Genomic DNA, 21,194 nt, shown 5'->3' with positions numbered 1-21,194 from the left:
AAAAGGCTCTGTCAAACGCAGCTGTAGATATTTTCTTCTGTCAGCTCATTATTGGCGCTGAACTTTGATTCAATGCCTGTAATGTCGGCATGCCACCATTTATAGGCACGGAAAACACGTTTCCCTTCATACCCCGTCACCTGCCTTTGAAATGATCAATCAGTTCTTTTCTTGATGTCGTGACCGCAACAGCACCCGCTTCAAGTGCATGGCTAACTTCTTCGGGTGTCCGTATAAAACCGCCTGCGAAAATGGGGATGCCCGTTTTTAAGGCCACCTCCTTGATGATATGCGGCATGACTCCCGGGAGAACTTCAATGTAGTCCGGCTGTGTCCGTTCAAGCAGCTTATAGCTTGTCTGCAATGCGGTTGAATCCAGCAAAAACATACGCTGGATGGCAAGCACTCCTTTTTGTTTCGCTTTCAGGATGACCGAAGCCCTTGTCGAAATGAGTCCGGCCGGTTTGATTTCCTGAATTAGGTATTCAGCTGCATATTCATCATTTTTCAATCCTTGAATCAAATCGGCATGAAGAATGAGTTTTTTATTATGGCGGGCGGTTTCCCTGGCAATGCCTTTCAACTGGCCGATATGACTGTCAAGAAGCACGATGTAAGTATAGGGGCTTGTCAGGGTTCTCTCAAATTCCTTCATTTTCCTGATGGCCGGCAAGATTGATTGTCCATCAATTGGCATGATAATTGCTCCTCTCTATTCCCTGAACTGCTAAGGGCTTGCCGCTGATACGAATAAAAAGCACCGGAATCCCGGTGCTTGCTGGCATTACTTTTTATGATACTTCACTTCAAACAGGTCATGGCGGCGGTCATTCAGGTGCCGCACTGTTCCTGATTTCCGCTGCCTCCTTAATACTTCAAGGTCCACGTCCCCTACGACCACTGTTTCAATGTTCGGATTGCACTCAGCCACGATACCGTCACGGGCGAATTCAAAATCGGAAGGGGTGAAAATGCCCGATTGGGCATACTGGATATCCATGTTTTCAACCTCGGAAAGGTTTCCGACCGTACCGGCAATGACCGTGTACACTTGATTTTCAACAGCTCGGGCCTGCGCACAATACCGGACCCGCAAGTACCCCTGGCGATCATCCGTGCAAAATGGAACGAAGATGATGTTGGCACCCTTGTCGGTGGCGATCCGGGCCATCTCAGGGAATTCAATGTCATAACAGATTTGGATCGCAATTTTTCCGCAATCGGTGTCAAACACCCGGACTTCATTGCCTTCACTGACACCCCACCATCGTTTTTCATTCGGGGTGACATGCACTTTGTATTGCTTTTCAATCGTGCCGTCGCGGCGGAAAAGATAAGCGATGTTATAAATTTTTTCATCCTCTTCCACAAAGTGAGAACCGCCGATAATATTCACATTGTATTTGACGGCAAGCTCTGTGAACATGTTGATATAGTCCTCGGTATAGGTGGTCAGCTTTCTGATTGCCCTGCTCGGATGTTTCTCATCAAGGAATGACATGAGCTGGGTTGTGAAAATTTCCGGGAATACCGCAAAGTCCGCACCGAAATCAGCTGCCACATCAACATAGTATTCAACCTGGCGGGCAAAATCCTCCCAGGATTCAATCTTTTTCATCATATACTGAATGACCATGACCCGCACCGGGAAAGAGGTCTTAAAATGGCGGCGCGTTTTCGTCCGGTAATCAATGTTGTTCCATTCCATAAGCGTCGCATAGCGGCGCGAAGCCTTATCATCAGGCAAATAGTTCGGATTAATCCTCATCACATTGAATCCATTCATCAGCTGGAAGGACAGGACGGGATCGTATATATAACGGTCAATGACTTTCTCTACATACTCACGCGGTGTCATTTCTTTTTCGTACTTATAATAATTCGGAATCCTTCCGCCGATGATGATGCTTTTCAAATTCATCCTTCTGGCCAGGTCTTTCCGCGCCTCATACAGCCTGCGTCCGATATTCATACCCCGGTATTCCGGATGAACCATCACTTCAATGCCATATAAGTTGTAGCCATCAGGATCATGGTTGGTAATATATCCCTCATCCGTAATCTCATCCCACGTATGGCGATCATCATATTCGTCAAAATTGACGACCAAACTTGAGCAGGACCCGATGATTTCCCCCTCGAATTCCACACAAAACTGGCCTTCCGGAAAGGTTTCGATGTGGCTTTCAAGATGCTCATGCTTCCAAGGCTTCATTCCCGGAAAACAGACCTTCTGCAGTTCGAGAATTTCATTGATATCGTCTTTTTTAATATTTCGAACAATAATGCTCTTTTCAAATTTTGAAAGATCAAGCTTTGACATAGTTTCCAATCCTTTCATAGCCCGGCAAAGCAGGCCAGGCAACAGTCGGTTCTCCTGCAGACATATGTATTCCTTTATAAATACCCTTTACTTTCTAGTCTCTAACCTGAAGGCTTCCTAAATTCCTGCTGGCAGGCGCTGCGATTCAACCGGCTAAAAAAGAAGCAGTCTTTGCCAATTTTGCGAACCGGTTATTGGCCTGTGAGCCGGTTAATCAGTAAAGCAAGCTCCAATTCAGCCATGGAATCGAGGCAGTCGTCAATGTTATCACCAAATTCAAGATGTTTCGTGACGGCGTTCGGTACGACGACACAGTACATTCCCGCCTTTTTCGCAGCAGCTGCTCCATGGGCGGAATCTTCAAATGCGAGAGCTTCTTCCGGCCTGACGCCAAGGCACTTAGCCGCTTCAAGATATAATGCCGGATCCGGTTTTACTTTTTCTACATCATCCGCGGTTTTAATGCAGTCAAACCGATCGTATAACCCGAGATTGGTCAAATGGGAAGACACCCAGTCATAATGCGAGCTTGAAGCGAGCCCGATTTTCATCCCAAGGTCCCTTGCGCCGTCAATATAATTTTCGACACCGGGGAGCGGCCCCTCTTCTTTTATCCTTTCGTTAAAGCGGATTTGCCTTTCTTTTTTGAATTTTTCCCGATCCAGCTTTCTCCCGACCTGTTCTTCGAGATGAGCGAGCGGATCAAACCCGGCCTGGGTTCCGATCACTTTCCCCCAGACGGACATCGAAAGTTCGGCATCATGTTCCTTAAAAATTTCCTGAAGGACATTATATTCATGGGTTTCTGTATCAAAAATCAATCCATCAAAATCAAATACAACTGCTTTTATCATATTTTTCACCTTATTCGTAAAAGATTTATGAAAAAAAGACTACTTTCAAGTATTAGAGTCGGGGGGTCACACCATCCACAGAGAAATCCACGTGCAGCTGAGGCAGTTTCACGCAAGGCGTCTAATCTCTTCCCGGCAATGTGTCGTTTTCACGCCATAACTCAGCTGTTTCATGGCAAATTGGCAGCTTAACACGCCTTGATACGCAGTTTTCAATCCGCATGTGGTCTGTTTCACGCCAAACGCCTGTTTTCACGCGGAATTGCCCTTGTTTCGCGCCAAACGGCATCCGCTTCATACATACCGAACACCCGTTTCCATACAAGACACCGGCCAGTAAACATCATTCGGCGTCGATTAGGTCCTGCACTGCTTAAGTTCAATACAGAAGCGGTTTCCCCTGCATTTACATTATATTATTCCACAGCCAAAATTTTTTTGTCCACCATTCCGATTTTTTATGTGCTTCCAATTTTAATCACTCTCTGTTTCGCTGTTACATGAAAGAAAGCACCCGTCACCGGATGCTTCCTTCTGAAAAAGGGTTATTGAAACTGCTGTCCATTCGTTTGCCCGGACTGGGCCGGCTTGCTCTGGGAATTTGTCGGGACAGAAATACTGGCAAGGGCCTCTTCCGCCTCATCCTGGAAGGGCTGTTTCACAGCCATATCGCCAAGGGCGACCATACCGACAATCTGGTTGTTTTCCACAACCGGCAGGCGGCGGATCTGGTTTTGGGACATAAGCTGTGCAGCCTGATCCATATCCATCTCCGGAGTTGCCGACACAACCTGTGATGTCATTACCTGTGATACAGGTACATGCGTATCCTTACCTGCAGCTGTAGAACGGAGCGTAATGTCACGGTCCGTTACGATACCCTTGATTTGTCCATTTTGGACAACCGGAAGGGATCCGACATTGTACTGGCTCATTAAAGCCGCAGCTTCCTGGATGGACTGGTCCGTTGTGACGGCCGCAACGTCTTTGGACATCATTTCTCGAATTGTGCTTCTCATCATCAACTCCCCTTTCAGCAGTATTATGTTCGAACTGCGAGTTGATTATGGGGAGAAAAATTTGTAAATCTATGCTGCAAAAAGTTTACATAACAGTGCCAGGCAATTGCCTGGCATTTAACTCCCTCACTTTCGCTTGCCGTTCTGCAACTGCCGCAAAAGGGGGATGATAGGCTCCCAGCAGGCTGCCAGTTCCGGAATGCCAGAAGAAGCGACGGTAAGGAGATGCTGCTGGATTTCCACAAAGTCCTTGTCCGTCAATTTGCCTCTCAGCCCTTCCTTCAGCCTGGAAGCGGCCGCCAGGAGATGCCGCTTCAATTCAGGGGCAAGGTCAAGGTCCTTAATTTCATAAGTAAGCTTTTCCGCAAGATCGCGGGCTTGCTGCAGTTCTGATTGTTCTTCAAAAGGAGTGACATCAAGGAACTTCTGCACAGTGTCTGTTCCCAGGATGATATCCGGCTCCTCCATCAGGCCAAGCGCCATATCATTGAAACGGTTCACGATAAAGGAAGACAGCCGATGGATATCAATTGTCTGCCGGTCGAAGATGATGAAACCGACGTATTCCTTCAGAATGCCGCTAAGAAGTGCCGCTCCATCATACGCATGGCTTCGCATCCGTTCACCGTATATCCGAATCAAATGTTCAGCATACCAGTTGAGCGTGTCACTTCTCGTTTTCAGTAAAAAGGCACTGATTTCTTCATTGATGGGAAATGCCTGTTCGCGCATTTGCATCTGAATAAAATCACGGTAACGCATCAGTTCCTTCAGCTGCATCTCAATTTTCAAGCGGAGCCGTTCCAAAGGCTGCAACCCTGATTCCTCGACAGCTTTCAAGATGTTGCCTCTCATCAAATTATAATAATATTGATAAACAGACAAAAGGAGGTCTTCCTTCGATGAGAAATAATTATAAAGCGACCCTTTCGCTATTCCGCATTTATCTGCAACTTCCTGCATGGAGGTGGCGTGGTAGCCGTTTTGTGCAAACAGCTTCATAGCCGTATTGATGACAAGCTGCTTTTTTTCGTTCATACCAGCTCCTCCTCTTTCCCACCGGATGCTGCCGGGAAGCAAACTGTCATCTGAACCAAACCTGACAGCGGATGAAGCTCGGCTTTACTCATCCCGGTCTTCATCCTGGTCATTCCCATGCCTGCGCCCCCTTTTTAATGAATAGACGAGATCTTCCAGCATATCAACCATTTCTTCCCGTGTGTAGGTGCGGTCGGAAACAGGATAATTGTTCATGTCTTCATCCTGCCTTGCGAGTTCGCCCTTATCGGCCTTATCTTCGCGCTCATCAAGCAAATAAGCTGGAATTAACTGACCATCAGGTGTGACGTACTTTTTATTCATCCGCCTTGTCTGTTTATCAAAGTAACTGTATACAACCGGGATGACAAACAGTGTCAGGAATGTACTTGAAATCAAACCGCCAATAACTGTGATGCCCATCGGCTGCTGCATTTCCGTCCCTTCACCGAGCCCAATGGCGAGTGGTATCAAGCCAAGAATAGTCGTCAGGGCTGTCATCAATACAGGACGTGTCCTGTCCTTAACCGAGATGACGATCGCATCGTATGTCTTAAGGCCGTCACGTTTTTTCTGATTGATATAGTCGACAATGACAATGGCGTTATTCACGACTATTCCGGCAAGCACAATCAAACCGATTGCTACTGTCACGCCAACGGGGGTCCGGGTTGCCGTAAGGCCAATCGATACGCCAATCACAATCAGCGGCACAGTGAACATGATGACGAACGGATACTTCAATGATTCGAACTGTGCAGCCATAACTAAATACACAAGAATTATTGCGAGAAGGAAGGCCTTGCCAAGATCCTGAATGGAAGACTCCATCAGTTCACGATCCCCTGTGTACGTGATTTCAGTTTCCTCCGGCAAGTCAAGTTCCTCGATCTTTTCATCCACCTGTGCAGAAATGTCGCCAAGAGATGAATCGGCTGTATACTTCACATTGAACTGGACAGCTTTCTCCTGATCGATCCTGTTGATTGAAACCGGGCCTGTTCCAGTCTCAATTTCAGCGACTTCATCAAGGGCTATATAGGAACCGTCAGACTTCTTGATTTGAATATCCTTCAAGTTATCCGTGCTTTCCGTCACGTCCGGGGGATAACTGACCGTCACGTCCAGAATTTCATTACCACCCATCTCCATCCGGGATGCTGTTGTGCCGCGTGTCACATTATTGACGACCATTGCTACCTGTGCCGGTGCCAGTCCGTTATCGAATGCTTTATCCTTATCTATGGTGATCTGAACTTCTTCCACTGTATCCACTTCATCGTTCGACACTTCTTTTACACCGTCAATTTCACGAATCGAGTCTGTTAAATCCGTAACTGTATTTGTCAGCCTCTCTTCATCAGTGTCCCTGACATGAAAAACAAGCGTGTTCGGCGATGTTCCGGTTGAAGATTGAAGATTGAAATTAACTTCGGCATCTCCAGCTGCATTTTTCACATCTCTCTCCAGTTCATCAGCATATTCAGCTGTCGATAATTCCCGTTTGTCAATATCGACCATCTTCACATAAATTTCAGCCTTGCTTGACGAACCGGTTCCTGAAAACGAATCATTTTGCGTAGTGCCGACAAGACTGACGTACTCTGAAATTTCTTCTTTGCCATCAAGTATATTTTCAATCGCAGAAATTGTATTGTCCGTCTCCTCAAGGGATGTTCCATTTTCCTCGGTTACCGTGATCGTGAAAAATCCCTCATCTACTGTCGGAAGGAATTGGGTGCCTACTGTATAAACACCGTATCCTCCGCCTAGAAGCAGCAGAAATGTAACGAGAAGAACGATAACGCGATGTTTCAGTGCCCATTTTATCGCTGAATCAAGTGATGTCATAAACGTGCTCTTCTGTCTATTTTCTTCAATGTTTTCCTTCGGCGCTTTCAGCCATCGGCTGGCGAGCATCGGAACAACAGTCAGCGCAACAACGAGTGATGCAAAGAGGCTGAATGCGATTGTGAGCGCAAACTCTTTGAACAAGTTTCCGATAATGCCGGTAATGAACACCACCGGCAAAAACACAGCAACCGTTGTTAACGTTGATGCTGTAATGGCCCCGCCTACTTCAGCAGCACCATCACTCGCCGCAGTCTTCGGGTCTTTCCCCATCGATAGGTGTCTGTATATATTCTCAATGACTACAATCGCATTATCGACAAGCATGCCGATTCCCAGTGCCAGTCCGCCAAGCGTCATAATATTGAGTGTGAAATCCGCAAAATACATGAGCACAAATGTGACGATGACCGAATACGGAATGGCTACTCCGATAATAATCGGGCTTTTCACGCTGCGCAAGAACAGGAAAAGGATAATCATCGCAAAAAGGCCGCCAAGGATCAAAGCGTTTGCCATGCTCCCGATTGCCTGTTCCACAAAGTCACCCTGGTCGAACAGAACCGCCGCTTCCACTTCTTCGTACTTTTCTTTTTCCAGAAGTTCATCCAGGCGGTCCTGGAATGCTTCAGACACTTCCGCTGTGTTTGCATCAGTCTGCTGCAAAACACTCAATAATACAGATGGCTCCTGGTTCGTTCTCGTCAGAACATCTGACTCGACAGGTTCAACTTTAACTGTACTGATATCCTGAAGCTTCACCTTTTCACCATTGGCCGGATTGACTGCGACGTTGAGGGATTTCAACGTATCGACCGAGTCCAATGCCGACAGGACACGTGTTGTCAGTTCTTTTGAACCGTTTTTCACCGTATCGCCCGGCATGGAGACGTCGTTGGCCTGGATTACGTCTTTGACATCATCCTGTGTCAATCCATACTTTGTCATTTCATCCTGATCGAGAAGAACTTTTACTTCCTTCACTGTGATTCCGGACATATCGACACTTGCAACACCTTCGACTTTAGTCAGTTCCTGCTCCAGCTCTTCAGCAAGATCATCAAGTTCATCTGAATTGTTTCCGGCAGTCAGCGACAACTGGATAATCGGAAACTGGGATGGATCAAATTTCATAAAACGGGGGTTCTTCACATCATCCGGAAGATTCGTCTGATCAACCCTGCTCTGGATGTCTGTCTCCACGTCATCTATTGTTGTACTCCAACTGAACTCCATAACTGTCAAGCTTGCACCTTCCTGGGATGTTGATGTTATCCTTTTCAATCCAGGAAGCGTAGATAATTGATCTTCAAGCGGCTTCGAGACCTCCTCGACCACTTCCTGAGGATTTGCCCCCGGATAATTTGCGACAACAACACCGACAGGAGGGTTTAAATCAGGAATTAGTTTCAGAGGGATATTCAACAGCGAAACTCCGCCCAAAATGATAACGAGGACCATCGTCACCAGTGTGAAAACCGGGCGGCGAATCGAAAACTTACTGATTCTCATATTTTTTTCCCCTTTCAAAAATACACAGTTTATCATATATGACTAAACGGTCATCTTTATCAAATCCAGGTTTATGGCTTCTTACGTTTCAACACTTGATAAATGAAGGTTTTCTTTTGTTTATAAGCTATCAAAACCCATATGACCAATTGGTCACCACTGTTCTACTATACCCAAATGGAAGCAAGACATCAAGTTATTTCCTTCCCGTTATTTGTAAAAAAACATGTTTGCACTCTCCGAAAGGCGGATATACAAAAAACAAATTCGAAAGGAGGTATAAACAAAATGCTTTCATTTATTTGGGCTCTAATTATTGGAGGTATCATTGGCTGGTTAGCCGGTTTAATCGTTGGACGTGACTTACCAGGAGGAATCATCGGGAACATCGTAGCTGGTTTTGTCGGTGCATGGCTCGGTGATCTCATTCTTGGCAGCTGGGGTCCAACAGTCGGAGGCTTTGCGATTGTACCTGCCCTGATTGGTGCTATCGTCTTGATTCTGATTGTAAGTGCAGTGATGAAAGCTGCCGCAAAAGCATAACTGCGAATATGATTTCGTTATGATAGATAAAAAACGGTGCCCTCAGCGGCACCGTTTTTTATGATTTGCTAACCTGAAAATAATTTGTCCATCGTTATAAACATCTTTACGAGAAGCAGCCGGGTGTCCTGCTTAAATACCTGGCATTCGATAAGTTAAAGTTAAAACTGTGGATACATCCCTCGAGATTCTGAAACGAATAGTGAGCGGGGCTTGGTGCATCTGCCGAGCAGTTTTGCGTCGGGTTAGCAGCAAGCAACTTGATCTGAGCTTGGTGTTTTCAAGTTGGCAATACAAACACCTGAATGCCCCAGGAAGTTTAAAAGAGTGGATTCAAGGGGATATGTATACCAAAACATCGAAGGAGTGAAAATCATGGAGTGGATAGGATATTTAGCTGCATTAATTGCTGCTCTGGCATTTGCCGGCCTTGTTGTATATCTAGTTAAGGTACTTAAACAAGCGGAAAAGACACTTGAAAATGTAGCTGAGGTGACAGAAGGGCTCGATCAGCAGATCAATGGCATTACGACCGAGGCAACCGTCTTGCTTCATAAAACAAATAAACTTGCTGACGGAATTGAAGAGCAGGCTCAGCGTTTGACTCCTGTAGCCGAATCGATTGAAAAAGTCGGCGATGCACTGGAGACTGTCAATCATTCAATTGAAGAAGTGAGTGAAACGGTTTCGAACAAAACGACTTCAAATAAAAGGACGATTGCAAAAGCCCTTGAATGGGGCAGTGCTGGAATGTCTATGTATAAACGATACAAGGATGAGTTCGGCAAAAATAAACAGCGCAATCTCCCTAAAGTCTACCAGCCAATTAACGAATAATCATAAAGCATACAAAAAGGCTCCGGAAATGGAGCCTTTTTGTATGCTTTAATTTGCCTGCTGGTTTGAATGCTTCAGTTCACTCTTCAGTTCCTTTTGAGTCTCTTTTACTTCCTGGAGATGGTCATTCAGCCGATGTTGTACTGGCTTCGTTTCATCGCGCCAATCAGAAATTTCCTCTTTTACTCCTGTAACAAACTGCTTGACGCCGCTTTTACTGTGATGAAACATTTCGCTCGCTTCTTCCTTTGTATCCTGTGTTTCCTGCTTGAGTGATTCGTTATTTTCTTTTGCATCGCTTTTTAACGAAGTAACGGCGGCAGCAGCAACAAGGGCCCCGCCGGTCAATAATCCAAGTGCGAACTTCTGCTTATCAGTTGCCATTCCATCTCCTCCTTTTGAAATGATTTTCCCTTTTTCCCTTATTTCAAACGAAAACGCTCTGTTTTACATTCGCTTCATATGGGTCTATTCTCTTAAAAAAGGAATTAATTAACAACACATCAATCAAGGATATTGATTATTCAGAAAATTTAATATAAAATAATCTTGTGAACAAATTAAAGGGGTGGGATATAGGAATGGTTTATTCTTTCGAATTTTATCATCGAAGCGGGATGAAAATCATCATCGAAGAAATCCCAAAAACACCCGAAGAGGAAAACTTTCAAATTATGTTTTCACTTCAAAAGCAGATTGACCTGATCGAATCATCACCTGAGCCAGCCGCTGTGTACAAGTTTGCCATGTGAGGTATGAATTTGTCAGCGGACCTTGCACACCTGACGTCCCATACTTATCGTTTCGGGGCCACTGGTAAAACCTTATAAATCAATAAGACCCTATAAGCAAAACAAAAAGGCTCCGGCATTGACCGGAGCCTTTTTTCATTGTTAAGGAAATTATACCATGTAACCGTTGTGGATAAAAAGCCGGAAGGGAATCGTCCAGCTCCAGCCGCCAGCGGCTATCGTCATAAGCGGTGATCCGCTCCGGGAGGAAAGAGCACCTCCCTGCGGGTACCCCCGCTTATGCGTACGCCGCTAAACGGCCGCCTTGCGCATTTGTTCTGTCATTCATTACCCGCGCAATTTCTTTAAAATCAATCGCTGTTCAACCTGTGCAATCAGCCTTCTTGTGTATGAGACGGTATCCGGATTCACACTGATGCTGTCAATCCCTTCTTCCACAAGAAACTCGGTAAGGTCAGGATACAGCGATGGCCCTTGTCCGCAAATTGAAACGGTTTTCCCGTGTTTATGCGCTGCCTTTATGAGTGTCTGGATGGCCCGTTTCACCGAAATATCCCTTTCATCAAAGTAGCCCATGCGGTTCAGGATGCCAGAATCCCGGTCGATGCCGAGAACAAGCTGAGTGAGGTCGTTGCTTCCGATGCTGAAGCCGTCGACAAGCTGTGCAAACTCTTCGGCTGCAAAAATGACGGAAGGCACTTCTGCCATAATCCACAGCTTGAAGTTCTGGTTTTGGACAAGACCTTCTTCAGCCATGATTTTCTTTGCTTCTTCCAGTTCCCATGTCGTGCGGACAAACGGAAGCATTACCCATACGTTGGTCAGGCCGAATTCTTCCCGGACCTTTTTGATTGCCCGGCATTCATGTCTGAATCCTTCGCGATATTCTGGAGAAATATAACGCGATACACCGCGCCAGCCAATCATCGGGTTATGTTCGACCGGCTCGACTTCCTCCCCGCCTTTCAATCCGCGGAATTCATTTGTGCGGAAATCGCTAAGCCTGACAACGATCGGCTTCGGGAAGATTTCCTGGGCGACTGTTGTAATCCCTTCTGCCAGTTTGTCGATCATGAAGTCGCCCTGCCCCGTTTTAAGCAGGTACATCGGATGGGCTTGCACGTAATCGTTGAAAATCATTTCAGTCCGCATGAGCCCGATTCCGTCAAAAGGAAGCTGCTTATATTTATTGATGACAGACGGCTCGCCAAGATTCATATACAGTTTTGTTCCCGTGACAGGGGCCGTCAGCTGTTCAAGCAGCGCCGTGTCAAATGCCTGCTGGCCCTGTGCGGAAGTCTCTGCCTTCTGCTCCTCCTGCATCATTCTTCCTTTATAGATAACCCCGCGAATCGCATCGACAGTCACTTCCGAACCATCCTCCAGCACATCCATCGCATGGTTTGCGCTTACGATACATGGTATGCCGAGCTCCCGGGAAACGATAGCCGCATGGCAGGTCCTTCCGCCTTCATCAGTAATGACGGCTGCCGCCCGTTTCATTGCCGGGATCATATCCGGATTCGTCATCGTCGTAACGAGAATATCTCCTTCTTCCACTTTGGCGAATTCAGGGACATCCCTGACTTTGCGCACCTTTCCGGCTGCCATTCCCGGAGAAGCAGCGAGTCCTTTTATAAGTACCTTTCGTTCTTCTGTCTGTTTTGTCGCTTCCATATCTTTTTGCTCTTCCCCCTTCAGCGTTGTGATTGGCCGCGCCTGTAAAATATATAACTCTTTCGTATCATCGTCATATGCCCATTCGATATCCTGCGGCTGGCCGTACACATTCTCTACTTCAGCAGCCTGACTGGCCAGTTTTTCAATTTCTTCTGCAGTAAGGCATTGTTCCTTCACCTTTTCGAAACCGAGATAGTCTTTTACAGATACTTCAACCGTCCCATTGCCGTGATCACGTTTCACAACCATGACATTTTTATTGGCAATATGTTTTTCGGTCATTTCCAGGCTCTTTTTATCGATTACATATTCATCCGGAGATACCATTCCGGATACGACAGCTTCGCCAAGTCCCCAGCTTGCATTGATCATGATTTCGTTGCGGTTATGTGTAATTGGATTAGCGGTAAACATGACACCTGATTTCTCACTGTTCACCATCTTTTGTACGACAGCACTCAGCGCAACATCAAAGTGATTGAAGCCCTGCTGTTCCCTATAATAGATGGCCCGGGCTGTCCAGAGGGAAGCCCAGCATTTTTTGACATGCTCAAGCACCCCGTCAGTGCCGGCTACCTCAAGATATGTATCTTGCTGGCCGGCAAACGATGCTTCAGGTAAATCTTCAGCTGTAGCGGAACTTCTGACAGCTACCTGGACATTGTCCTGTCCGACGGTCTGGCAGAAACCTTCATAAGCGCTTACAATCTCATCCCTTAAATGATCAGGGGTGCGTGTTTCTTCTATAAGACTGCGAATCCCCCGGCTTTTCTCTGTTAAGATGTCCGTGTTTTCAAAATCGAGGCCTTCCAATGCTTCCTTGATTCGTTCCTGCAGCCCGCTTTCTTCAATAAAAGCAATATATGCATCAGATGTCACACAAAAACCAGGAGGCACCTGAATCCCATTCCGAGTCAATTCTCCGAGGTTGGCACCTTTACCGCCAACTTTAGGAATATCTTCTTTGCCGATGTCTTCGAATCCTAAAATAAATTTATGGCCTATCATTCTTCCATTCCCTCCTGATCTTTATTTTCATTGAATTATGATACTCATCATCTGAACCTGGTTAATATTATATACTATTTAAATCAATTGTGACATACTTATTGCTCATTTTTTTAATAAGGATGTCTAAGTTACACTTTGAGCCCTCCGTTGACATGGGAATCAACTTCCCCTGTCTCCCCTTTCGTAAATGGACATTCCAATATGACAGAGCGTTAAAAACCGGATGATTTCATGCGGCTTACAGTTTTAACTCCAGTGTTTTTTATATCACCATATGAAATGCACAAAGCCAATAATGAAGAAAACTCATAATTGGCGAGATTCCAGGCTAACACAGCGGCACAGCACCCCATACCTGCATTCTTAGATTAGGCCGCTGTATAGAAACATTTCCTGTTGACAAGCTTCTATACTGCAAAAAAAGGCAGGAAAGCTATGAATGCTTTCCTGCCTTTCATTATACGGCGTGCGGTTCATTTTTGTTATTTCGGATGGCATAGACAGCGTACAGCATAAGGGCGCCAATTGAAATGATGACCCCAAAAATGTAGGGCAGTCCAATGGCAATCGTAAACAGCCATCCACCTACCGGCGGCCCTGCAATGCGTCCCAGCGAATCAAACGAAGAAAGGAGTCCGGTAGCCGATCCGTAACCTGCATGAGATTCTTTTGTGATCAAAGAAGATACACTCGGCCTGATAACACCGTTACCGATGCCGAATATCGTCAAGTATATCGCTGCCGTTGTAAAATCATTTACCAGCAGTACAAGCCCGAATCCGATGGCGGAAACGATGATTCCGCCCTGGATCACCTTCCCTTCACCGAAACGCTTTGTCAACCTGCCAACCAGGCCCCCCTGTACAAAAGCGCCTGCAAGACCCATAATCATGAAAATATATCCGAGTGACTTAGCATCAAGCCCTGCTCTTTCAGCGGCAAAATAAGCAAAAGTCGCTTCAAGGCCTGCCAGGGAAAACGAAACGAACAATTGCAGGATATACAAAATCGTCACTTCGCCCTTAAAAGCCGCCCAGCGTGATTCTCGTTTGCTGCCTTCGGCTGTACGTGCTTCAGGAGGAAGCGATTCCTTCAATACAAATAACACGACAAGGAAGGTTATAAGTGAAAGAATGCCGGAAAGGAAAAAAGGAGCACTCAGGCTGTATTCGGCAAAGACGCCGCCGATACCAGGCCCGAACACAAATCCGAGACCGATAGCGGCACCGATGATCCCCATTCCTTTTCCGCGATTTTCATCTGATGTCACATCTGCAACGTAAGCCATTGTCGTCGGCATGTTGGCCGAGGATAGAAACCCTCCTAGGATTCTGGCCGCGAACAGCATCCATAACTCAGTGGCAATGGCCATAAGGAAAAATGAAACGGCCAGTCCGAAAATGCCGATCATGATGACAGGTTTGCGGCCGACCCGATCGGAAATCTTCCCCCATACCGGAGCAAATAATAGCTGCATAAATGAGTATACCGCCATAAGAAGCCCAAGCTCTGTCGGGTTTGCTCCAATCTCCTCTGCGTAAAAAGGCAAGACGGGTATAATAATGCCGAAACCGGCCATTACCAGGAACATGACCAAAAAAAGAATGGCCAGTGCTTTTTTATTATCCATTATAAGAACCTCCAATAGTGAAAAACAGCTGGCTATGTATCGTCTAATATGCCGGTTTTTACTGTATGTTGCCATTATAAAACGGAAATAGGGGCAGAACAACTTTTTTACTATAGAAAAAGGGTAAATCTCTTTATCTTTTCCGGACAAGGTACTATTTTTATAGTGTAAAGAAAATCGCCGATTGATGAGTCTTCAGGCCAGGTGCCCTTGCCTATATTTTTAAAATCGGCCGCTGCGTCTGAACACTTCCCTGCAGAAAATTTATTTCTATACAGTAAAAAAACGGCTCGAAAAGGTTCTTCCCTTCAAGCCGCCTCTCTCCAGTATTATACTTCAGATTGCTGTAATTCCTTAACTTCCTGGTCCTTCTCCGCATTATCGTTTGAAAACAGCCAGCCTCCAAGTGCGATCAACACGAGGACAGCGTAGAAGGAGACCTTCCATGCCGTTGAATGAGCGAACGCCTCTGATAAAACACCAAGGGCGGGGTGCGAAAGTGTGTACACGGCAAGCTTCACACCAACCCATCCGACAATCATAAAGGCTGCGATTTCCAGGCCGGGCCTTCTATGAAGCAGTGTGACGAAAAAGTTCGCCGCAAACCTCATGATGATCAAGCCGATCAAACCGCCGGCGAATATGACGAGGAATTTTCCGCCATCCAATCCGCCGATTGCCGGAAGTCCTGAAGCCGGCAGTGCAACGGCAAGTGCGACCGCTGCCAGGATGGAATCGACTGCAAACGCGATATCAGCCAGCTCGACTTTAATGACAGTTACCCAAAACCCGGATGGCTTTTTTTCCTTCGTTTTTTTAAGATTGTCTACCCCCTCTGATTGTTTTTTTATTGTTTTCCTGACAATATGATTAATTGAAATAAACAGCAAATAGAGGGCGCCAATCGCCTGCACCTGCCATACATCAACCAGGAATGAAATGACGAACAGTGAAGCGAATCTAAACACAAACGCACCGGCAAGTCCGTAGAACAGTGCCTTCTTCCTTTTTTCTTCCGGAAGATGTTTTACCATAATTGCCAGCACAAGCGCATTGTCAGCGGCAAGCAGTCCTTCCAGAGCGATTAATACAAGTAAAACCCAGCCATACTCAAGCAGCAAACCTGCTTCCATTTTTTGTCCCCCTTACCGGGCATCATCTGAGGCCCCGTTAATAATCCGATGGAGTAGCTTTTGTAAAAAGACATTTCCGGGCAGCTGCTGCAGCCAGCCGATTCATACATGTTTTCCTGGGATCCGCTTGACGGAAAGTGTCTTTTCCACGAAAAAAGGCCCCCGCCCATTACGGCGAAGGCCACAAAAATAGACCTATGCCTCTGGCGGCAAAGGTCTTGCTAACAACGTGAGTTGCCAGTAAAGCCGAGGTTTCCCTGAAATGACGACTTTACTGTAAAAGCTACTCCCCTTTATTACCTGTATCCATCTTAATAAATATATTATCCATTTTTCTCAAAAACGTCAATCTTTTATTTCGCGGCTGCCCTGACCAGAATTCAACCCATCTATTCCAAAACCGCTGGCTGCATTGCTTAAGTTTCGGCACAGCACTCTTATTTCCTGGTGCGAAATAGTGAGCCTGATGATTCGTCCACGGAAATGGAGCGTCCCGAGGCCGTTGGCCGGCACCATGCTTTAATGGTGTTGTTTTCCATGAAAACAGGCCCGCATAAGCAGGCCCATTTCGGCATTACATTACCGCCTTTTCTTCCTCATTGCTGAAAAAGTGCTTCATCGCATAGAACACATCGCTCTTCTTTTTCATAACATAGAAACGGAACTTTTCCTCATCGACATTTTTGTAAGTGCTCATCAAGGTCGAATGCCGGTTATACTGGTTCACTTCACCATAGCCGAACATGTTGGAGACTTTCATGATTTCCTTGATATATTTGAGACACCGTGCATTATCTGATGTCAGGTTATCACCATCGGATATGTGGAACGGATAGATGTTATAGCGTGACGGCTGGTATTTCGTCTCGATCAACTCAAGTGCTTTACGGTATGCAGACGAGCAAATCGTTCCGCCGCTTTCGCCTTTGGAGAAAAAATCTTCTTCAGAGACTACTTTCGCTTCCGTATGATGGGCTACAAATTCGATTTCCACTGTTTCATATTTGGTTCTCAAAAACCTTGTCATCCAGAAGAAGAAACTGCGTGCCATATACTTTTCCCACAGCCCCATCGAACCCGAGGTGTCCATCATGGCAATGACGACTGCTTTGGAGTCGGGCTTTTGGATTTCATTCCATGTTTTGTAGCGTAAGTCTTCCGGGTAAATCGGCTGGAAGGATGCCTTTCCTTCCATCGCATTCCGTTTATAGGCGGCGAGCATCGTCCGTTTTTTATCGACATTTCCCATCAAGCCGGTTTTGCGGATATCGTTGAACTCTATATCTTCAATCGTATTTTCATCCTGTTCCTTTTGCTGGAGGTTCGGAAGCTCCAGTTCCTTGAAAAACGCTTCCTCAATCTCCAACATCGAAACTTCCGCCTCATAATAATCTTCACCCGGCTGATCTCCGACACCTTTCCCTTTTCCAGGGCCTGCCTTTTGCTCACTGCTTCCATCACGCGCTACAACGTCCCCCACCTGGCTGTCGCCGTCTCCCTGGCCAACATGTTTGTTTTTGTCATAGTTATAGCGGATTTTGTATTCATCTAGTGATCGGATTGGGATTTTGACGACATCTCTGCCGTTAGACATGATGATGTTTTCTTCGGATACGAGATCTGGTAGATTGTTTTTTATGGCGTCCTGTACTTTTCTCTGGTGCCGCTGCTGGTCATCATGGCCTTTACGGTGGAGGGACCAGTCTTCTTGTGAAATCGCAAAACTCATATTATCGTTTTCCGACATACCGTTTCCCTCCTTTATCAAAATAAGGGGAACACCTCTCACCAGGTGTGAACGTACACCCGGCTCCTTGGATAAGGGGGCGGTTCCTCCTTCAGTCCTGCCCTGCCTTCTGGCGGAAGGTAGGATACTCTATCTTATGCAAAAGCAAGAAAAAATTGCTAAAAATTCTGACAATGGTTCGCACAGATGAAAATAAAAGCCCCCTGCTTCATTCACTTGAGGCAGGGGGCTAACTGTTACTCATCATCTTTCTGTTCGTTGCGCGTATGCTGTATCGGATCGGGTTCCTTATCCAGCTTTTTAACGTCTTCATTCGTGGACATGTGTCTCATCACTGTACTGTGTTCCACTAACTCTTCTTCATCATTGATCATATTGCCATTATACGTTTCCATCTTTTTTTGCCTTTTTTTGTTCATTTGTAATCACCTCAGTTTCCCTATTCCCCCTATTTCATTATAAATAACCTTTCTGGGAATGAGGCGGCTTCCTTACCTGTTCAACAGGCTGCCGACATAGCGCAGCAATTCGTTGGCTGAAACGGAGTTATACCCGTACTCATCAATCAATCTCGAAATGACCTCGTTTACCTTTTTCAGCTGCTGTTCATCAGGTGTTTTCGTGGATGTTGTAATTTTGACGACATCCTTCAAATCGGCAAACAGTTTATTCTGAATCGCTTCTTTCAGCCGTTCATGGGAATTATAATCAAAGCGCTTTCCTTTCCGCGCATATGCCGAAATGCGGATGAGGATTTCTTCACGGAACGCCTTTTTCGCATTTTCAGAAATGCCGATCTGTTCTTCGATGGAACGCATCAGCTTTTCATCTGGATTCATTTCTTCCCCTGTCAAAGGATCACGCAGTTTGTTTTTGTTGCAGTATGCCTCAACATTATCAAGGTAGTTATCGAGCAATGTTTTCGCGGATTCCTCATAAGAGTACACGAACGCTTTTTGCACTTCTTTTTTGGCGATGTCATCGTACTCCTTGCGGGCGACCGATATGAAGTTCAAGAACCGCTCCCTGTCCTCATTTGAAATGGATGGGTGCTGATCCAAACCTTCCTTCAGTGAGCGGAGTACATCAAGGGCATTTACGGCAGCGACGTCCTTGCGGATGATGGCAGATGAAATCCGGTTGATCACGTAGCGCGGGTCAATGCCGCTCATTCCCTCATCGGAATGTTCCGCCTTCAATTCCTTCACATCCACCTGATTGAAGCCCTCAACAAGATCTCCGTCATAGAGGCGCATTTTTTTCAAAAGATCCATCCCCGGCTTGGTGGAATCCTTCAGCCTGGTCAGAATCGTGAACATGGCCGCAATCCGAAGCGTGTGAGGCGCAACATGGACATGGGACATTTCGCTCTCCTGAATCATTTTTTCATAAATCCGTTCCTCATCAGTCACTTTTAGGTTGTACGGAATCGGCATGACAATGATCCTTGAGTGCAGGGCCTCATTTTTCTTATTCGATATGAATGACCGGTATTCCGCTTCATTCGTATGGGCGACAATCAGTTCATCCGCTGAAATGAGCGCGAACCTGCCAGCCTTGAAATTCCCTTCCTGGGTCAAGGAAAGCAAATGCCATAAAAATTTCTCGTCACTCTTCAGCATTTCCTGGAATTCCATCATTCCGCGGTTGGCTTTGTTCAATTCACCATCAAACCGGTAGGCGCGCGGATCTGATTCCGAACCATATTGCGCTATTGTGGAAAAGTCGATGCTTCCTGTCAGATCGGCGATATCCTGTGACTTTGGATCAGAAGGGCTGAATGTCCCGATACCGACCCGTTTATCTTCAGAAAAGAAAATCCGTTCGATTATGACGTCTTCAATGCGCCCGCCATATTCCTTCTCGAGTCTCATCGTATTGAGAGGCGACAGGTTCCCTTCGATTCTGATGCCGTACTCCCGGTGGAAATCCTCCCGAAGGTGATGCGGAATCAAATGGAGCGGGTCTTCATGCATCGGGCATCCTTTAATCGAATAAACAGCACCATTTTCATGCCGCGAGTACTGTTCAAGCCCGCGCTTCAACATTGAAACAAGTGTCGATTTACCGCCGCTGACTGGTCCCATCAGCAACAATATGCGTTTGCGAACATCAAGGCGTTTGGCTGCCGGATGTAAATACTCTTCAACCAGACGCTCAAGTGCTTCTTCAAGGCCGAAAAGCTGCCCGCTGAAAAACTTGTATTGCCTCTGGCCGTCTACCTCTTCAATTCCGGCATCTTTGATCATATTATAAACTCGTGAATGAGCAGTTTGGGCAACCCACGGCTTTTCTTTCAAGATTTCGAGATACTCCGCGAAGGTACCTTCCCACTTCAGGCGCTCTTCTTGTTCCCTGTAGCTCTCGATTCTTTTTAAAATATCCATGTGGACCTCCTTCTGTTTTGCTGGTGCTGGGCTATACTAAACTCTATGCGGAGTGCGGTTCAAACATGCTCCTTCGCGATAATTTAGCTGTTTTACAACACCTCTGACTTTTAAAAGCAGTTCCATATCAGCTATAATGGACAAATAATGGAACAAAGGGGGCACCTGCCATTATTATTCGGCCTATGACTGCAAGTGACATTGATGGAGTATACAAAGTGGCGAAAGAAACATGGAGAGACACATACCGGGACATCATCCCCAAGGAAGTCCAGGATGAATTTCTTGATTTTGCCTACTCACGTGAAATGCTTGAAAAAAGAATGAAAGCAAGTACGATGCTTGTTGCTGACCAGGGTGAAACTGTAATCGGCTATATTCAGATCACCCGCAAAAACAGCGGGTCAAGCGCGGAACTGGATGCGATCTATATTTTGCCCGGCTATCAGCACGTAGGCATCGGCTCAAGGATGCTGACAGAAGGCATTAAACGGCTCAACGCCAATACCCTTTCAGTCGTTGTTGAAAAAGAAAACAAAAAAGGCAGGATGTTTTATGAAGGCAAAGGGTTCATTCCAGTAAAAGAATTCGAAGAGGAATTCCTCGGCTACCGCCTGAACTCCCTTGAAATGATGCTGAAGATTAAATAGAGATGAAATGCGGAGAGTACAGGTTAGCGGTGTGTGAATAAATAGGGCACTCTTTTGAAGAGGGCTCTTTTTCTTTATAAGAGCGAACCGCTTAGGGCACTAGCCGCTGGCGCTCGGAGCCGGGCAATCTAAAGAGCAGGTCGGCTGGTTTGGCGTGATGGTTGGCGTGTTAGGCGGGAAATGCCAGGTTATGGCGTGAAAGTCGGCGTGTACGGCGGGAAATGGCC

General features: G+C 46.1%; 18 protein-coding genes. 4 read left to right on the top strand and 14 right to left on the bottom strand.

Annotated features, from left to right (window positions below; translation table 11 throughout):
• Positions 1 to 136: 136 nt before the first annotated feature.
• From A4U59_RS14170 to A4U59_RS14145, 7 genes are all read right to left on the bottom strand, one after another.
• On the bottom strand, positions 137 to 697 hold the full coding sequence (locus A4U59_RS14170; RefSeq protein WP_066174147.1) for a glycerol-3-phosphate responsive antiterminator: 561 nt from the start codon (positions 695 to 697) through the stop codon (positions 137 to 139).
• A gap of 87 nt (positions 698 to 784) precedes the next feature.
• Positions 785 to 2,323: a bifunctional GNAT family N-acetyltransferase/carbon-nitrogen hydrolase family protein gene (locus tag A4U59_RS14165; protein ID WP_066174172.1), complete on the bottom strand. Its 1,539-nt coding sequence runs from the start codon at positions 2,321 to 2,323 to the stop codon at positions 785 to 787.
• A 191-nt stretch (positions 2,324 to 2,514) separates the two neighbouring features.
• On the bottom strand, positions 2,515 to 3,177 hold the full coding sequence (locus A4U59_RS14160) for an HAD family hydrolase (RefSeq protein WP_066174144.1): 663 nt from the start codon (positions 3,175 to 3,177) through the stop codon (positions 2,515 to 2,517).
• 121 nt (positions 3,178 to 3,298) lie between these two features.
• Positions 3,299 to 3,475, bottom strand: a complete 177-nt coding sequence (locus A4U59_RS21410) for a hypothetical protein (RefSeq protein WP_157888192.1) — start codon at positions 3,473 to 3,475, stop codon at positions 3,299 to 3,301.
• A gap of 247 nt (positions 3,476 to 3,722) precedes the next feature.
• The gene (locus A4U59_RS14155; RefSeq protein WP_066174140.1) at positions 3,723 to 4,196 is read right to left on the bottom strand and encodes a CBS domain-containing protein; all 474 of its coding nucleotides are present in this window, start codon (positions 4,194 to 4,196) and stop codon (positions 3,723 to 3,725) included.
• Positions 4,197 to 4,322: 126 nt separating this feature from the next.
• Positions 4,323 to 5,234, bottom strand: coding sequence for a TetR/AcrR family transcriptional regulator (locus tag A4U59_RS14150; RefSeq protein ID WP_066174137.1), 912 nt, complete (start codon positions 5,232 to 5,234; stop codon positions 4,323 to 4,325).
• An 84-nt stretch (positions 5,235 to 5,318) separates the two neighbouring features.
• On the bottom strand, positions 5,319 to 8,597 hold the full coding sequence (locus A4U59_RS14145) for an efflux RND transporter permease subunit (protein ID WP_083270859.1): 3,279 nt from the start codon (positions 8,595 to 8,597) through the stop codon (positions 5,319 to 5,321).
• A 288-nt stretch (positions 8,598 to 8,885) separates the two neighbouring features.
• Between A4U59_RS14145 and A4U59_RS14140 the strand changes: the two genes are divergently transcribed.
• Together A4U59_RS14140 and A4U59_RS14135 are read left to right on the top strand one after the other, a co-directional pair.
• Positions 8,886 to 9,140 carry a GlsB/YeaQ/YmgE family stress response membrane protein gene (locus A4U59_RS14140; protein ID WP_066174134.1) on the top strand — a complete coding sequence of 85 codons (255 nt, stop codon included), beginning with the start codon at positions 8,886 to 8,888 and terminating at the stop codon, positions 9,138 to 9,140.
• A 375-nt stretch (positions 9,141 to 9,515) separates the two neighbouring features.
• The gene (locus tag A4U59_RS14135; RefSeq protein WP_066174167.1) at positions 9,516 to 9,977 is read left to right on the top strand and encodes a DUF948 domain-containing protein; all 462 of its coding nucleotides are present in this window, start codon (positions 9,516 to 9,518) and stop codon (positions 9,975 to 9,977) included.
• Positions 9,978 to 10,025: 48 nt separating this feature from the next.
• Here A4U59_RS14135 and A4U59_RS14130 read toward each other — a convergent pair whose 3' ends face one another.
• Positions 10,026 to 10,361 (bottom strand): hypothetical protein, encoded by a 336-nt coding sequence (locus tag A4U59_RS14130; protein WP_066174131.1) that lies wholly within the window; start codon positions 10,359 to 10,361, stop codon positions 10,026 to 10,028.
• Positions 10,362 to 10,558: 197 nt separating this feature from the next.
• Here A4U59_RS14130 and A4U59_RS21405 point away from each other — a divergent pair, with 197 nt between their 5' ends.
• A complete protein-coding gene (locus A4U59_RS21405; RefSeq protein ID WP_157888191.1) occupies positions 10,559 to 10,729 on the top strand; it encodes a hypothetical protein in 171 nt (56 codons plus the stop codon).
• A 327-nt stretch (positions 10,730 to 11,056) separates the two neighbouring features.
• Here A4U59_RS21405 and ppsA read toward each other — a convergent pair whose 3' ends face one another.
• The 6 genes from ppsA to A4U59_RS14100 all read right to left on the bottom strand — a co-directional run bounded on the left by ppsA (position 11,057) and on the right by A4U59_RS14100 (position 20,317).
• Positions 11,057 to 13,417 (bottom strand): phosphoenolpyruvate synthase, encoded by a 2,361-nt coding sequence (ppsA, locus tag A4U59_RS14125; protein WP_066174130.1) that lies wholly within the window; start codon positions 13,415 to 13,417, stop codon positions 11,057 to 11,059.
• A gap of 460 nt (positions 13,418 to 13,877) precedes the next feature.
• The gene (locus tag A4U59_RS14120) at positions 13,878 to 15,050 is read right to left on the bottom strand and encodes an MFS transporter (protein ID WP_066174128.1); all 1,173 of its coding nucleotides are present in this window, start codon (positions 15,048 to 15,050) and stop codon (positions 13,878 to 13,880) included.
• A gap of 329 nt (positions 15,051 to 15,379) precedes the next feature.
• The gene (locus A4U59_RS14115; protein WP_066174126.1) at positions 15,380 to 16,183 is read right to left on the bottom strand and encodes a TerC family protein; all 804 of its coding nucleotides are present in this window, start codon (positions 16,181 to 16,183) and stop codon (positions 15,380 to 15,382) included.
• 574 nt (positions 16,184 to 16,757) lie between these two features.
• Positions 16,758 to 17,930, bottom strand: coding sequence for a sporulation protein YhbH (gene yhbH, locus A4U59_RS14110; RefSeq protein WP_066174123.1), 1,173 nt, complete (start codon positions 17,928 to 17,930; stop codon positions 16,758 to 16,760).
• A 236-nt stretch (positions 17,931 to 18,166) separates the two neighbouring features.
• The gene (locus A4U59_RS14105; RefSeq protein WP_066174121.1) at positions 18,167 to 18,349 is read right to left on the bottom strand and encodes a hypothetical protein; all 183 of its coding nucleotides are present in this window, start codon (positions 18,347 to 18,349) and stop codon (positions 18,167 to 18,169) included.
• Positions 18,350 to 18,421: 72 nt separating this feature from the next.
• The gene (locus A4U59_RS14100; RefSeq protein ID WP_066174118.1) at positions 18,422 to 20,317 is read right to left on the bottom strand and encodes a PrkA family serine protein kinase; all 1,896 of its coding nucleotides are present in this window, start codon (positions 20,315 to 20,317) and stop codon (positions 18,422 to 18,424) included.
• A gap of 170 nt (positions 20,318 to 20,487) precedes the next feature.
• Here A4U59_RS14100 and A4U59_RS14095 point away from each other — a divergent pair, with 170 nt between their 5' ends.
• The gene (locus A4U59_RS14095) at positions 20,488 to 20,967 is read left to right on the top strand and encodes a GNAT family N-acetyltransferase (protein ID WP_342670199.1); all 480 of its coding nucleotides are present in this window, start codon (positions 20,488 to 20,490) and stop codon (positions 20,965 to 20,967) included.
• Positions 20,968 to 21,194 lie beyond the last annotated feature (227 nt).

The sequence above is a fragment of the Bacillus marinisedimentorum genome (assembly GCF_001644195.2).
Classification (GTDB): domain Bacteria; phylum Bacillota; class Bacilli; order Bacillales; family Bacillaceae_O; genus Bacillus_BL; species Bacillus_BL marinisedimentorum.
This window is presented reverse-complemented; position numbering and strand designations above follow the sequence as displayed.

Coding starts and splice junctions, on each gene's coding strand:
- A4U59_RS14170 (WP_066174147.1), bottom strand. CDS start 697: ATGCCAATTGATGGACAATCAATCTTGCCGGCCATCAGGAAAATGAAG.
- A4U59_RS14165 (WP_066174172.1), bottom strand. CDS start 2,323: ATGTCAAAGCTTGATCTTTCAAAATTTGAAAAGAGCATTATTGTTCGA.
- A4U59_RS14160 (WP_066174144.1), bottom strand. CDS start 3,177: ATGATAAAAGCAGTTGTATTTGATTTTGATGGATTGATTTTTGATACA.
- A4U59_RS21410 (WP_157888192.1), bottom strand. CDS start 3,475: ATGAAGCGGATGCCGTTTGGCGCGAAACAAGGGCAATTCCGCGTGAAA.
- A4U59_RS14155 (WP_066174140.1), bottom strand. CDS start 4,196: ATGAGAAGCACAATTCGAGAAATGATGTCCAAAGACGTTGCGGCCGTC.
- A4U59_RS14150 (WP_066174137.1), bottom strand. CDS start 5,234: ATGAACGAAAAAAAGCAGCTTGTCATCAATACGGCTATGAAGCTGTTT.
- A4U59_RS14145 (WP_083270859.1), bottom strand. CDS start 8,597: ATGAGAATCAGTAAGTTTTCGATTCGCCGCCCGGTTTTCACACTGGTG.
- A4U59_RS14140 (WP_066174134.1), top strand. CDS start 8,886: ATGCTTTCATTTATTTGGGCTCTAATTATTGGAGGTATCATTGGCTGG.
- A4U59_RS14135 (WP_066174167.1), top strand. CDS start 9,516: ATGGAGTGGATAGGATATTTAGCTGCATTAATTGCTGCTCTGGCATTT.
- A4U59_RS14130 (WP_066174131.1), bottom strand. CDS start 10,361: ATGGCAACTGATAAGCAGAAGTTCGCACTTGGATTATTGACCGGCGGG.
- A4U59_RS21405 (WP_157888191.1), top strand. CDS start 10,559: ATGGTTTATTCTTTCGAATTTTATCATCGAAGCGGGATGAAAATCATC.
- ppsA (WP_066174130.1), bottom strand. CDS start 13,417: ATGATAGGCCATAAATTTATTTTAGGATTCGAAGACATCGGCAAAGAA.
- A4U59_RS14120 (WP_066174128.1), bottom strand. CDS start 15,050: ATGGATAATAAAAAAGCACTGGCCATTCTTTTTTTGGTCATGTTCCTG.
- A4U59_RS14115 (WP_066174126.1), bottom strand. CDS start 16,183: ATGGAAGCAGGTTTGCTGCTTGAGTATGGCTGGGTTTTACTTGTATTA.
- yhbH (WP_066174123.1), bottom strand. CDS start 17,930: ATGTCGGAAAACGATAATATGAGTTTTGCGATTTCACAAGAAGACTGG.
- A4U59_RS14105 (WP_066174121.1), bottom strand. CDS start 18,349: ATGAACAAAAAAAGGCAAAAAAAGATGGAAACGTATAATGGCAATATG.
- A4U59_RS14100 (WP_066174118.1), bottom strand. CDS start 20,317: ATGGATATTTTAAAAAGAATCGAGAGCTACAGGGAACAAGAAGAGCGC.